This window comes from Carnobacterium gallinarum DSM 4847 (assembly GCF_000744375.1).
GTDB classification, from domain to species: Bacteria; Bacillota; Bacilli; order Lactobacillales; family Carnobacteriaceae; genus Carnobacterium; species Carnobacterium gallinarum.
In genome coordinates this window covers 2201511-2214485 of the sequence record NZ_JQLU01000005.1, presented here as the reverse complement: position 1 = coordinate 2214485, position 12975 = coordinate 2201511, and the positions used below count along the sequence as shown (strand labels likewise).

13 protein-coding genes are annotated in these 12975 nt (G+C 34.4%); 1 reads left to right on the top strand and 12 read right to left on the bottom strand.

Features of this window, described 5'->3' with window-relative positions; genetic code table 11:
* Positions 1–33 precede the first annotated feature (33 nt).
* The 6 genes from pstB (BR43_RS15035) to BR43_RS15010 all read right to left on the bottom strand — a co-directional run bounded on the left by pstB (BR43_RS15035) (position 34) and on the right by BR43_RS15010 (position 5561).
* Positions 34–798 carry a phosphate ABC transporter ATP-binding protein PstB gene (gene pstB / locus BR43_RS15035; protein WP_034563391.1) on the bottom strand — a complete coding sequence of 255 codons (765 nt, stop codon included), beginning with the start codon at positions 796–798 and terminating at the stop codon, positions 34–36.
* Between the two features lie 11 nt (positions 799–809).
* Positions 810–1577, bottom strand: coding sequence for a phosphate ABC transporter ATP-binding protein PstB (gene pstB / locus BR43_RS15030; protein ID WP_051934065.1), 768 nt, complete (start codon positions 1575–1577; stop codon positions 810–812).
* A 117-nt stretch (positions 1578–1694) separates the two neighbouring features.
* Entirely contained in the window at positions 1695–2579 is an 885-nt protein-coding gene (pstA, locus tag BR43_RS15025) for a phosphate ABC transporter permease PstA (protein ID WP_034563386.1), read from the bottom strand.
* 1 nt (position 2580) lies between these two features.
* On the bottom strand, positions 2581–3501 hold the full coding sequence (pstC, locus tag BR43_RS15020; protein ID WP_034563384.1) for a phosphate ABC transporter permease subunit PstC: 921 nt from the start codon (positions 3499–3501) through the stop codon (positions 2581–2583).
* Between the two features lie 130 nt (positions 3502–3631).
* On the bottom strand, positions 3632–4519 hold the full coding sequence (locus BR43_RS15015) for a phosphate ABC transporter substrate-binding protein PstS family protein (RefSeq protein WP_281173986.1): 888 nt from the start codon (positions 4517–4519) through the stop codon (positions 3632–3634).
* A gap of 175 nt (positions 4520–4694) precedes the next feature.
* Positions 4695–5561, bottom strand: coding sequence for a phosphate ABC transporter substrate-binding protein PstS family protein (locus BR43_RS15010; protein WP_034563380.1), 867 nt, complete (start codon positions 5559–5561; stop codon positions 4695–4697).
* 273 nt (positions 5562–5834) lie between these two features.
* Here BR43_RS15010 and BR43_RS20635 point away from each other — a divergent pair, with 273 nt between their 5' ends.
* Positions 5835–5969 (top strand): hypothetical protein, encoded by a 135-nt coding sequence (locus BR43_RS20635; protein ID WP_281173972.1) that lies wholly within the window; start codon positions 5835–5837, stop codon positions 5967–5969.
* A gap of 164 nt (positions 5970–6133) precedes the next feature.
* Here the strand turns inward: BR43_RS20635 and pnpS are convergent, their stop codons facing one another.
* The 6 genes from pnpS to ftsE all read right to left on the bottom strand — a co-directional run bounded on the left by pnpS (position 6134) and on the right by ftsE (position 12929).
* Positions 6134–7903, bottom strand: a complete 1770-nt coding sequence (gene pnpS / locus BR43_RS15005) for a two-component system histidine kinase PnpS (protein ID WP_034563377.1) — start codon at positions 7901–7903, stop codon at positions 6134–6136.
* Positions 7900–8613 (bottom strand): response regulator transcription factor, encoded by a 714-nt coding sequence (locus BR43_RS15000; RefSeq protein WP_034563374.1) that lies wholly within the window; start codon positions 8611–8613, stop codon positions 7900–7902. The genes pnpS and BR43_RS15000 overlap by 4 nt, the downstream gene beginning before the upstream one ends.
* 26 nt (positions 8614–8639) lie before the next feature.
* On the bottom strand, positions 8640–9821 hold the full coding sequence (locus BR43_RS14995) for a topological determinant of cell division (RefSeq protein ID WP_245617874.1): 1182 nt from the start codon (positions 9819–9821) through the stop codon (positions 8640–8642).
* A gap of 289 nt (positions 9822–10110) precedes the next feature.
* Positions 10111–11307, bottom strand: coding sequence for a C40 family peptidase (locus BR43_RS14990; RefSeq protein ID WP_034563370.1), 1197 nt, complete (start codon positions 11305–11307; stop codon positions 10111–10113).
* 58 nt (positions 11308–11365) lie between these two features.
* Positions 11366–12253 carry a permease-like cell division protein FtsX gene (gene ftsX / locus BR43_RS14985; RefSeq protein WP_034563368.1) on the bottom strand — a complete coding sequence of 296 codons (888 nt, stop codon included), beginning with the start codon at positions 12251–12253 and terminating at the stop codon, positions 11366–11368.
* Positions 12243–12929: a cell division ATP-binding protein FtsE gene (gene ftsE / locus BR43_RS14980; RefSeq protein WP_034563366.1), complete on the bottom strand. Its 687-nt coding sequence runs from the start codon at positions 12927–12929 to the stop codon at positions 12243–12245. The genes ftsX and ftsE overlap by 11 nt, the downstream gene beginning before the upstream one ends.
* Positions 12930–12975: the final 46 nt, after the last annotated feature.

Sequence of the window (12975 nt, the reverse complement as noted above, 5' to 3'; positions counted from 1 at the left end):
AGTTCCTCCCTTATTCCCCATTTTATTTTTTCTTTAACCAAATCGTCCCGAAATATAATCATCTGTTTCTTTTTCTTTAGGATTTAAGAAAAGTTGATTTGTGTCACCTGTTTCAATTAGGTTTCCTTGTAAGAAAAATGCTGTCTTGTCTGAAATCCGTGATGCTTGCTGCATATTATGCGTCACCATTATCATGGTATAATACTCTTTTAATTCTAACAACATATTTTCAATTTTACCACTAGAAACTGGATCTAAGGCACTTGTTGGTTCATCCAATAAAATTACTTCAGGTTCGATTGCTAGCACACGTGCGATACAAACACGTTGTTGTTGTCCACCAGATAAAGATAAGGCACTTTTACCTAGCTTATCTTTTACATCATCCCAAACTGCTGCTTTTTTGAGACTTTCTTCAACAATTTCATCCATTTTAGTTTTGTCTTTCATTCCTGCAATCTTCAATCCATAGGTTACATTGTCATAAATTGAAAATGGAAAAGGATTCGGCTGTTGAAAAACCATTCCAACTTGCTTTCTTAATTTTACAGTATCCATTTTAGGTCCATAAATATTTTCACCTTTTAAAAGGACATTCCCGGTAATGGTTACATCAGGAATTAAATCATTCATTCGATTTAATGTTCTTAAATAGGTTGATTTCCCACAACCACTTGGACCGATTAAAGCAGTGATTCCTTTTGGTTCAAAATTTAATGATACGCCTTTTAATGCTTCATTTTTACCATAATATAAATGTACATCATTTGATTCAATTACATATTCTTTATGATCCAATCTGCTTCCTCCTAACCAAAGTGTCCTGAAACGTAATCTTCTGTTGATTGTATTTTTGGACGAGTAAAGATTTTTCTTGTCTCATCATATTCTACCACATTTCCCATATAAAAGAAGGCTGTATAATCACTAATCCGTGCTGCTTGTTGCATATTGTGCGTCACAATCACGATAGTATAGTGTTCTTTTAATGCTAATAGAGTATCTTCAACCTTACTTGTTGAGATTGGATCTAACGCGCTAGCAGGCTCATCTAATAACAAAATATCAGGTTTCATCGCAATCGCTCGTGCAATACATAAACGTTGTTGTTGTCCACCAGATAAGGCTAAGGCACTTTTATGCAAATTATCTTTCGCTTGATCCCATAAAGCTGCTTGTTTTAGACTTGTTTCAACAATCTCATCTAGTGTATTTTTATCTTTAATGCCATGTCGTTTCAAGGCAAACGTAATATTTTCATAGATAGATTTACTAAATGGATTTGGACGTTGAAAAACCATTCCAATATTTTTGCGCATTTCATATACATCAACATTATCTGCATTAACGTCAATGTCTTTGTACATAATTTTACCAGTAATATTCGTTCCAGAAATTTCATCATTCATACGATTCAATGACCGTAGATAGGTTGATTTTCCACAACCACTTGGTCCAATTAGTGAAGCAATTTTATTTTTTTCAAATTCTAGTGAAACACCTTTTATGGCTTCATTCTGTCCATACCAAACATGAAGATCATCTGTTGATAAGGCGATCTTTTGACCTTGATCCATTCGATAGATATGGCTTTCTAAATTCTCATTTTGTACCACTTTGTTCACTCCTTATTTGTTCAAACTAGTTAATTCTAGCGCGCACTTCATTTAGTTAGTTAGATTCTAATCCTTCTTTTATGCAGAAGTAACTTTTTTATGAATCCATTTACCTAAGAAACGAGCTAAGAAGTTAAATAAGAGAACAGAAATAATTAAAACTGCTGATGCACCTGCTGAAACTGATGCCGCATCTGGCATGATACCTTCGCTGTTCACTTTCCAAATATGCACAGCTAATGTTTCTGCTGGTCGCAAAGGATTTAATGGACTTGCGATATAGAAAGGATTCCAGTTTGTAAAATCTAATGCTGGAGCACTTTGACCTGCAGTATAGATTAATGCTGCAGCTTCCCCAAAAATCCGCCCCGCTGCTAAAATCATTCCAGTTAAAATCCCTGGTAAGGCCGCTGGAGTAATGATTCTCGTTACTGTTTCCCATCGTGATAAACCTAAAGCTAAACCTGCTTCACGTTGTGTTGAAGAAATTGCCCGTAAAGAATCTTCAACGGTTCTTGTTAATAGTGGTAAGTTGAATAAAGTTAAGGCTAAGGCTCCAGAAAGAATGGAGAAACCAAATCCCATTTGTACAACAAAGATTAGGAAACCAAATAAACCAACGACGATTGAAGGCAATGAACTTAGTACTTCAATAGCTGTTCTAACAACATCGGTAATCCAATTTTTCTTTGCGTATTCAGATAAATAAATTCCAGCACCTAAGGAAATAGGAACACTGATAATCATTGTTAATATTAATAAATAGAAGGAGTTGAATAATTGAATCCCAATTCCGCCACCTTTAGTAAATGTTTTGGCTGGACTTGTTAAAAATTCCCAAGAAAGATGAGGGATTCCACGCCATAAAATAAAGGCTAATAGGCTAAATAAAATTAAAACAATAATGCCAGAAATTACATAAAGTATTCCAACAGCTAATTTATCGGCTTTTTTTGCGTTCATCTTATTTCATTGCCCCTTTCTTTCCAATTAAACGAATGGCAATATTAAAGAATAGAGACATTAATAGTAGAATCAATGCTAATGACCATAAAACATTGTTCTCTAATGATCCCATAACTGTATTTCCCATTCCCATCGTTAGAATACTCGTCAATGTCGACGCTGGCGACACTAAACTAGTTGGCATTAAAGCTGCATTTCCCACAACCATCTGAATAGCTAATGCTTCACCAAATGCTCGAGCCATTCCGAAAACAACGGATGTTAATATCCCTGGAACTGCTGCTCTTAAAACAACTTTATAAATCGTTTGCCATCTTGTTGCTCCTAAAGCTAATGAAGCTTCGCGGTAGTAGGTTGGTACAGAATTCAACGCATCTACCGTCATACTTGTAACGGTCGGCAAAATCATAACAAACAGGACAAACGTTCCTGCTAAAATACCAAAACCACTACCACCAAAATAACTTCTAACAAAAGGAACAATTACTGTTAATCCAATAAAACCGTAAACTACTGAAGGAATACCAACTAATAATTCAATAACTGGTTGTAATACACGTTTTCCTGTTTTAGGTGAAATTTCAGTCATAAAGATAGCTGCACCTAACGCAAATGGCGTTGCTACTAATGCTGACAATAAAGTAACAATAAAAGAACCTGTAATCATTGGCAATGCTCCAACTAAAGGTTGACCATCCGCTCCTTTTGCACCAGGATTCCAAACAGTTCCGGTTAAAAATGACCAAACAGACACTTTATTTGTTGTAAACGTTGCGATACCTTTACTAGCAACAAAATATAAAATGGAAGCTACTACAATTACAATAAAAGCGATACAAATGAAACTAATTGTTTTCCCAATTGTTTCTAGCTTTGATTTCTTTGACTTCTTCAACAATCTTTCTTGAATTTCTTCCAAAAGAAACCCTCCTTTTTAGCATTTTCTATTCTGCACGTATTTTATCTGCCTTGTTCTCTATTGGAAAAAGCGACATGTTTAAATAAACAGTCGCCTTTTCTCAATCACCACTAAATTTAGTTAGCTGAAATTATTTGATAACACCTTCAGAATCTCTTTCAACTTTCATTGAACTAATTGGAAGATAGCCTAATTTTTTCACAACGCCATTTTGAATCTCCTCAGAAAGCACATAGTCTAAGAAAGCCTTCACTTCTGGTGTTGGTTTTCCTTTTGTATACATATGCTCATAAGACCAGATTGGCCATGAATTATCCGCTACATTTTCTTCTTTCGGTTCAACTTTATCTAGAGATAATGTCAGAATACTGTCATCAAAATATGAGAACGCCAAGTAGCTAATTGCACCAGGAGTTTCAGAAACAATCTTACGAACAGCACCAGATGAATCTTGCTCTTGCGACTGAATCGCTGAAGCTCCACCTAATCCCCATTTTTCAAAAGAAGCACGTGTTCCACTACCAGCTGCACGGTTAAGAACGACAATTGTTTGATCTGCACCACCAACTTCTTTCCAGTTTGTGATTTTTCCAGTAAAGATATCAATCAATTGTTGTTTTGTAATGTTTTTAACCCCAACTTCTTTGTTGACAACAGGGCCCATTCCAACCACTGCGACTTTATGGTCAACAAGCGCTTTAGCATCAACGCCCTCTTTTTCTTCCGCAAATACATCTGAATTTCCAATATCTACAGCTCCGGTTGCTACTTGACTTAATCCAGTTCCGCTTCCTCCACCTTGAACGGTAATTGCGCCAGATGCTGGATTGGCATTTTTATATTCCTCTGCTGCTGCTTCTACAAGCGGCTGTAACGCTGTTGAACCAACTGCAGTGATTGTTTTGTTTGATGTTGTGCTTGCACTAGATCCATCAGAACTAGCATCTTTACCACTAGTATTACTTCCACAAGCTACCAATGTAAAACCTAAACCAATTGTTAATACAACTTTCGTCAGATTAGTCAATTTCATTTCTATCCATCCTTTTCAAGTTAGGTGTTAGACTAGTTCATCTGAATGACTCTGTCTACCTATTTATCATAAGGTTTGAATATTAATTTTACTCAGTAAGTTTGTAAGATATTTGTAGTATATTGTAAAGTTTATTCTTTTTTTGTAAATATTTTTGATTTTATTTTGTTTTTAATTGAGTTACAGCACCCTCAACTGAACGTTCTACTTGCATATCTGCGGAAGGGATATAACCTAATTGTCCAACAATGGATTTTTGTGTGTCATCTGATAAGATAAATTCAATAAATGCTTTCGTTAAACCAGTTGGTTCACCTTTTGTATACATATGTTCATAAGACCAAATTGTCCATTTATTGCTAATTACATTTTCATCGACAGGTTTGATTCCATCAATTTTTAAAGCTTGAACGGTATCATTTACATAAGAAAAAGCCACATAGCTAATTGCTCCTGGTGTATCTCCAACAATTTGACGTACCATTCCAGTTGAATCTTGTTCTTGCGCTTGCAAACTTTCTTTTCCATCTAATGCCCATTTTTCAAAAGTTGCTCGCGTCCCACTGCCAGATGCTCGATTTAAAAGAACTATTTTTAAGTTTTTACCACCTAGTTCCTTCCAATTGGTTATCTTTCCAGTGAAAATCTTTTGTAAATCTTGTTTTGTAATGTCCTTCACGCCAACGCCTTTATTTACAATTGGTGTAATGCCTACTACCGCAACACGATGATCGACTAACTTAGCTGCATCAATTCCTTCTTTTTCTTCAGCGAATACGTCGGAATTTCCAATGTCTACAGCACCTGCTGCCACTTGGCTTAAACCTGTACCACTCCCACCACCTTGAACATTAATAAATTTCCCAAGATGTTGAGCAGAAAATTCTTCCCCTGCCGCCTCAACTAACGGCTGCAAAGCAGAAGATCCTACAACTGTAATTGATTCTCCTCGATCTACGCCACCACATGCAGTTAAAAATAATGGAATAGCTAATGCACCTATGAGGAGAGCTCTTTTTAGCTTCATTTCTTGACCTCCTTGTTTCACTACTAACTTTCATTCTATTTTATCATACCTTAACATTGTAAAATATAAATCAGCCTTTTGTAAATTTTGTGTAAAGGTAATTTACAAATGATTTCAATTATTTTTTTTTAATGAAAAAAATCTTAGAGAACTATTTCAATTTTCATTTTTAGATTAAACCTTTGTATATCTTTTGTTTTTTTACTTATTCTATGTTAGTGTAGAAGACATAATAGAACATTGCTTTAATCTTTTTAAGGAGGAATCAGGAGCATGGGAAAACAGAAAAGTTTTACAGAAAATCTAATTGAATCTGTTGTTGCAAAGGCACCTAGTTATGCTAAAAATGTCAAAACGAATCCAAAGAAAAAAACAAACTCTTCAAAAGAATCAATTAAGCTCAACTAAGTTTAAATACTGCCAGATTTGTAAAACTAAAGTTTACCTTATTTATTTGTGAACGAAGAATCTTTTAATTCAATTTAATTATGTTTTAAACCAGTCAATCTTCTCTTGATTGGTTTTTATTTCGTAAAAAAAGATTGCAGCTGATTAACTGCAATCCTTTTTCATTAATTTAGAGGTAGACGAATAATAAATGTAGTACCTAAACCTAACTTACTCTCCACTTCAATTGAACCATTTAGATTCTCCACTAAATATTTTACAATTGAAAGTCCTAGACCAGTTCCCCCTGAATTCCGACTACGAGCTTTATCTACACGATAAAATCGTTCAAAAATTCGATCTAATTCTGCCTCTGGAATTCCCATCCCATTGTCTTTAATGGAAATAGAGGTTTCATTTTTCATTTTTTTCACCTCAACTACTATTTCTCCACCAGACTCTGTGTACGAAATTCCATTAGATAATAAGTTAGTAAAGATTTGTTTTAAACGTCCTTCATCACCTAACAAATACACTGGCTCAGATTCTATTAAGATTAGGTTCATCTCTTTTTCATCAGCCTTTTGCTGGACTAATTGAAAACTAGAGAAAATCACGGATTGTAAGTCGATTCTTTCCTGTTCCATTGGTACTTGTTTTTGCTCTAATCTTGCTAAAGCTAAAATATCATTTACCAATAAATCTAAACGACTACTTTCTGTATACATAATCTCTAAAAATTGCTGTAAAACTTCCTTATCTTCCATTGCTCCATCCAATAGAGTCTCAGAAAAACCTTTCAAGGCTGTTACTGGAGTTCGTAATTCATGGGAAGCATTTGTAACAAAATCTGTTCTAATTTTCTCTAATTTCCTAATTTCCGTAATATCATATAGCAATACAATTAAATTAAGTTCACCTTTGATTTTCCCAGTAATCGGAACAATATTTACATCTAAAATACGATCTTCCGGATAATAGAAATAAATTTCATCATTTTGTGAAGTGCGTCTGCGATAAGCTTTTTCAATCATATGTGTTAAACCATAGCTTTTGGTAACTTCAACATAGGATTTTCCAATTAAAGTTTCACTATTTTGATCTAGCATAGCAGCCATTGCTGGATTCACAATTTGAATCTGGCGTTGTTCATCAAGCAGCATTACGCCAATGACTAAATGATTCACTAAGCTATCTATTCTTTCTTCGTTCTGCTGAATCTCGTACATCTGGCTTTCCAAACTTTCAGCTAAATGATTCATCACTTCACCTAGTTCAGAAATTTCACCATAACTCTGACCATGATAACGATTGTGATAGCGATTATTGGACAAATCTTTGGCTACTTCCATTACCTCTTCAATAGGTTTGGCAATTCGTCTTGTTGTAAACAAAGTCAAAAGTACTCCCAATACTAAAGCAAATAAAATAAATAATCCAATAGATAGCATTAGTTGCTGATTGACTTGTACCATTTTAGACAACGGTATTGCTAATCTTAAAACACCAATCAATTGATTTTGTTGATTTTGAACTGGGACGGCCACATAATAAAGTGTTTCATTAGTTGAGGTACTCTCTCGTTCCGTAGTTCCTAATTTGTTACCATCTAACACATTTTTTATTTCAGATCGAGTGCGATGATTGTCTAAAGTAGCAGCCTCAACTTCAGAATCATAAACCACTTCACCATTGTTGCGAACCAAAGTAACACGCTCATTGTCCATCCCTTTTAATTCTTTCAAAGGGGAAACAATCGCTTCTAGCTGATCTGCATTTAAATCCTTAGTGTTCAATAAACTACGAACTAATTCAGCATTGTCTTGCAAATGTTGTTGTTGATTGGCAATTCCGTACTCTTTTAATAAATTGTTAGAAAAGAGACCAATACATAGACTCAACAAACTAAAATTCAATATGAAAATAATCACGATCCGAAATTGTAACTTTTTCATACACGAGGAACCTCAAATTTATAACCAAAACCACGAACTGTGCGGATATACATAGGATTTTTAGTATCCAATTCAATTTTTTCACGCAAATGACTAATGTGGACATCAACAATTCGCGTTTCTCCAGCATAATCAAAATTCCAAATGGCATTTAATAATTGCTCTCGACTCAAAATACGATTGACACGTTTCATCATATATAATAATAACTCAAATTCCTTAGGTGTTACCTCAATCAAAGCTCCACGAACCTTCACTTCATATAATTCAGGAAAAATTTGAATATCGCCAATTTCAACAGCTTCTAACGTTTCTTCATTATCTACTGATTTCTTCTGCTGCTCCGGTTTTATTCGACGCATAATAGCCTTCATTCTTGCTAAAACTTCTCTAGGACTAAAAGGTTTGGTCATATAATCATCAGCCCCTAATTCCAAGCCAATAATTTTTTCTAGTTCATCATCTTTAGCTGTTAAAATCATAATGGGCGTGTCAATTTTTTCTTGTCTTAATTGTTTACAAACCTCCATACCATCCATTGATGGTAACATTAAATCTAAAATAATAAAGGCATAGTCATTGGCTAAAGCTAGTTCATATCCTGCTAAACCATCAATTGCTGTTTGAACTTGATAGCCTGCTTTTTCCAAGTTAAAAGCTAATAAGGTTAAAATTGATTCTTCGTCATCAACAATTAATACTTTTTTCATGATTTCCCCCTAAGATATTGATTTTATTAACTTAATTTTTCTGGTATTGTAACAACGCCCAGTTCATGAGGTGAATCAGCATAAATCGCCGTTTCTGTTAAACGATATTCACCATCAATACCACGAATTTTCAAATGACAATATGCACTATTTAATAACAATGCGCTATAAAATTCTTCTTCATTTCTAACTTCTTGTTGATTGCAAAGAATGATTGTCTCTCCAACTTCTAAATTCATTTTTGTTGCTGGAGTATCTTCACGAAGTCCGATAATTTTCAATCCGTCTCCTACTGGACCAAATAAAAATTTCCAATTACGCTCTCGCATATAATGACGGAATAGCACTAACAGTCCGCCTAATCCAACTACAATGATACTCGCTTCAGCCAAATATTCAACAAAATAGCTAACAATAATTAATAAAAGATTCATTCCTGCCAAAATCATTAAGTCTTGTTTTAGAGATTTAATTGCTTTTTTAGGTACTTGCCCTTGAATCTTAAATCTAAATCCAATTAATAATGGAAGTGCAACAATCGTATAGGAGGTGTTCCCTAATGAAAATACTGGCCACCACTCAAAAATTGCAGTAAATTGTTCTCCTGGAACAAACAAAAATAATGGTAAGAAATAGAAAGGACGAATTAAATAACTTGCAATCCACTTACCACGACTTGTTTTCCGAAAATTAGGAGACAACATTAATTTAGTTGGTTTCAATTGAATAATAGAGAAAATAATCGCTACAAAAATAACAATTAAACTATTTTGTATCAGGCTGAAATTAACAAAATCTAGTTGCCAAATAGCTGAATTAACAGGTAGATTTAATCGAGCCAAGTCAATATTTGAAATAGATAATGAGCCCACTAATAAAAGAATCCCTGTTAATGATATCGTAAAGATTGGATGGATAAAACGATACCCAAATAGGATGATACTGACTAAGGATACCACTTGGTAAACAATAATCCATTCACTTGTAACAGTTACCCCGACTAGCACCATAATAATGGATAAGATAATCCCACCCAATACTCCTATAGTTAGGTAATTTCTTAATTCAATCCATTCCTTATATATTGCTACGCGAAAAATCGTCCGTTCTTTTTTTATCCGTCTCATACTTGTTATAATCGCTGCAATCACCCCTACCCAAAATAGTGGTTGCGCAAAAAATAAAAGGAAAGCTTTCAACAGACTCATAAAAATTGACTCCAAATCGTATTCACTCCTTCTCTTGCTACTTCTTCTAAAATAAACTTCAACTATTTTACAGAATAAATTTCTGGATTATTCAAGCTAAATTCTTATTGAATTCTACCTACTTCTATTATAACAAATTACAATCTGATAACAAATTGATTCTCTTCTATTAAACCATGTCTACCAATAATTGAAAAGAAAAAACTAGTAATAGTAGCCATTATCTGCAAAGATAAGGAACCATCACTAGTTTCTATAAGGGAATTTTAAAGTTATTAATTCGTGTTAATTAACCTACACGTCCAAAACCAACTAGGTAATTTGCCCAGTAGTATGGTGAAATTGAAGCTACAGCAACTCCTGTTGAAGATTGAGAACCAATAAATTGTCCTCCACCAAGATAGATAGCAACGTGGTCAATCGAACCTGTTTGATTAAAGAATACTAAATCTCCAGGTTGTGCTTCTGCTTGAGAAATACGTCTAGTTGCTGAATATTGTGCACTAGCTGTACGAGGTAAGCTAATACCTACTGCAGAAAATGCATATTGAGTAAATCCAGAACAGTCAAATCCTGCAATCGTTGTTCCACCATACAAGTAAGGTGTACCAGAAACACCATATGCTGCACCTAAGACACCACCTGAATTTGCTGGTGGAGCTGGTGTTGGAGCCGGTGTTGGTGTTGGAGCTGGAACAGTTGGCTCTGAATTAGAGTTATTCGTGTTTGTTGGTGCTTGTGCTGGAGCAGTAGTACTTGTTTGTGCAGCAACAACTGGCGCAGCGTTTGCTGCAGCAATAGCAGCGGCTGCTTTTTCAGCTTCTTCTTTCTTAGTAAGGAATGAAGCTTTTTCATTTTCTGCACTTGCTTGTTCTGATGCTAATGATGCTACGACTGCTTCTTTCGATAATTTTTGTTGATCTAAATCAGCTTTAGAAGCTTCTAATTTAGCAGCTAAAATTGTTTGTTCTCCAGATTTTTGTTCTGTTTCTTTTTGTTTTGAAGCAACAGCATCTTTATCAGATTTTTGTTCTTTAACTAAATCTTGATTAGCTGAAACCATTTGACTAACAACATCCACGCGACCAATAACATCACTTAAAGATTCTGCTGACAAAACAAAGTCAAGGTAGTTTTGAGTGTCTCCATTTACTTGAATCGTACGTGCTTGATCTTTTAATTTATCTTCACGTTGAGCAATCTTAGTATTTAAAGTTGTAATTTCTGCTGTTAATGTTTTTAATGATGCTTGAGTTGATTCCATCTCAGCGACTAATTTAGTTGCATCTGCTTCATTTGTTGCAATTTTATCTGTAATTGATGCAATATCACCTTGAGCAGCATCTTTCTTTCCAGAAAGTTCACTGATTTTTTGTGATGCCTTATTAATATCATCATCCACTGCTGCTGAAGCACTGAAAGGTAATGCTAAAGAACTTAAAGCTACCGAACTAACTACTACCATTGTTAACAATTTCTTATTCACGAATTATTTCCCCCGATTTCCCTTATAGTGATTTATTCTTATTTAATAGTTTTTTTATTTATACTTTTAAGAATCTACGCATTGAGATTAATGAACCAAATGCTCCAATAATAACTCCAATACCTAATAATAACGCACTGATTTGAATTAGGAATGGATTTGGTGTTAATAAGGCAAAGTAAGTGCCTCGTAAGGCTGCTGTACTAAAGTTATAAGCCCAGTTGTATACAAAGCTCAAAATAGCGATTGGAATAATTGCTCCGAACAATCCAATCCAAGCTCCTTCGATTAAGAAAGGCCAACGGATAAAACCATTTGTTGCACCAACTAACTTCATAATTTCTATTTCCGTGCTACGTGATAAAATTGTAATTCGGATTGTATTAGAAATCAAGAATACTGCTGTTAAAAGTAAGGCAATAATGATAATTGAACCAACATTGCGAATGGTTGAAACAAAACTAAAGAGTTTTTTCGCATCTGATCCACCATAATTGACTTTTGCTACATAAGTTAACTTCTCAGCTTTTTTAGCAACATCTTCAGTGTCTTTTGGTGATTTTGTATTTACAATGTATACATCATATAGTGGATTATCATCGCCACCAAATAGTTGGAATTCAGAACCATAACTACCTACAACTTTTTTTAATTCGCTCTCACGGCTTGAATACTCAATTGAATCAACATTTGTTAATTTCTCTAAATCTGTTTTCAATTGTGTCTTTTGTTCTTTTGTAGCCGCTAAATCGATATACACACGAACACTTACATCATTCTCTACATCGGTTGCTAATTTATTAATATTTAATAAGATTGAAATAAAACTTCCAACAAGTAATAACGTTACTGTTACTGCACTAATCGCTGCAACAGACATCCACCCATTTCTTTTCAGGCTTTTTAAGCTCTCTACTAAATGTCTTTTCAGCGTTCTAAGCTTCATATCCATAATCTCCTTCCAATTGATCTCGGACAATTCGTCCATTTTCAACCGCAAGGACACGGTGTTTAACAACATTTACAATTTGACTATTATGTGTAGCCATGACAACTGTCGTTCCTTGATTGTTAATTTCTTCTAAAATATTCATGATTTCCCATGAAGTATCAGGATCTAAGTTACCAGTTGGTTCATCAGCAATCAGAACTCTTGGCATATTCGCAATCGCCCTAGCAATCGCAATCCGTTGTTGTTCCCCTCCTGAAAGTTCATTTGGAAACATACGTACTTTGTGTTTTAAACCTACTAAATCTAATACTTCTAAAACTCGTTTTTTAATTGTTTTAGGATTTTTTTCAACAACTTCCATTGCATAAGCAATATTCTCGTATACTGTTAGGCGTGGTAATAATTTGAAATCTTGGAAAACAACTCCGACATGGCGTCTTAAAAATGGAACATCACGTTCTTTCATTGTCACTAAATCAAATTCACCAACTTTTATGCTACCTTTTGTTGCAGTTTCTTCACGATACATCATTTTAATAAAAGTTGATTTACCTGCACCACTTGGTCCAACTACATAAACAAATTCACCTTGTTCAATTCTTACGGTTAACCCATTAGCAGCTGTAATCCCGTTTGGGTATTTTTTATAGACATTCAGCATTTCTATCATAATTTAATCACCTTACTTTTCTAGTTTTTGCTATCCTTATCAGGTG

Excerpts from the sequence above, each read along its gene's own strand:
- pstB (WP_051934065.1), bottom strand. The coding sequence starts at position 1,577 with ATGGATCAAGGTCAAAAGATCGCCTTATCAACAGATGATCTTCATGTT.
- pstA (WP_034563386.1), bottom strand. The coding sequence starts at position 2,579 with ATGAACGCAAAAAAAGCCGATAAATTAGCTGTTGGAATACTTTATGTA.
- BR43_RS15010 (WP_034563380.1), bottom strand. The coding sequence starts at position 5,561 with ATGAAGCTAAAAAGAGCTCTCCTCATAGGTGCATTAGCTATTCCATTA.
- BR43_RS20635 (WP_281173972.1), top strand. The coding sequence starts at position 5,835 with ATGGGAAAACAGAAAAGTTTTACAGAAAATCTAATTGAATCTGTTGTT.
- pnpS (WP_034563377.1), bottom strand. The coding sequence starts at position 7,903 with ATGAAAAAGTTACAATTTCGGATCGTGATTATTTTCATATTGAATTTT.
- BR43_RS15000 (WP_034563374.1), bottom strand. The coding sequence starts at position 8,613 with ATGAAAAAAGTATTAATTGTTGATGACGAAGAATCAATTTTAACCTTA.
- BR43_RS14995 (WP_245617874.1), bottom strand. The coding sequence starts at position 9,821 with ATGAGTCTGTTGAAAGCTTTCCTTTTATTTTTTGCGCAACCACTATTT.
- ftsX (WP_034563368.1), bottom strand. The coding sequence starts at position 12,253 with ATGAAGCTTAGAACGCTGAAAAGACATTTAGTAGAGAGCTTAAAAAGC.
- ftsE (WP_034563366.1), bottom strand. The coding sequence starts at position 12,929 with ATGATAGAAATGCTGAATGTCTATAAAAAATACCCAAACGGGATTACA.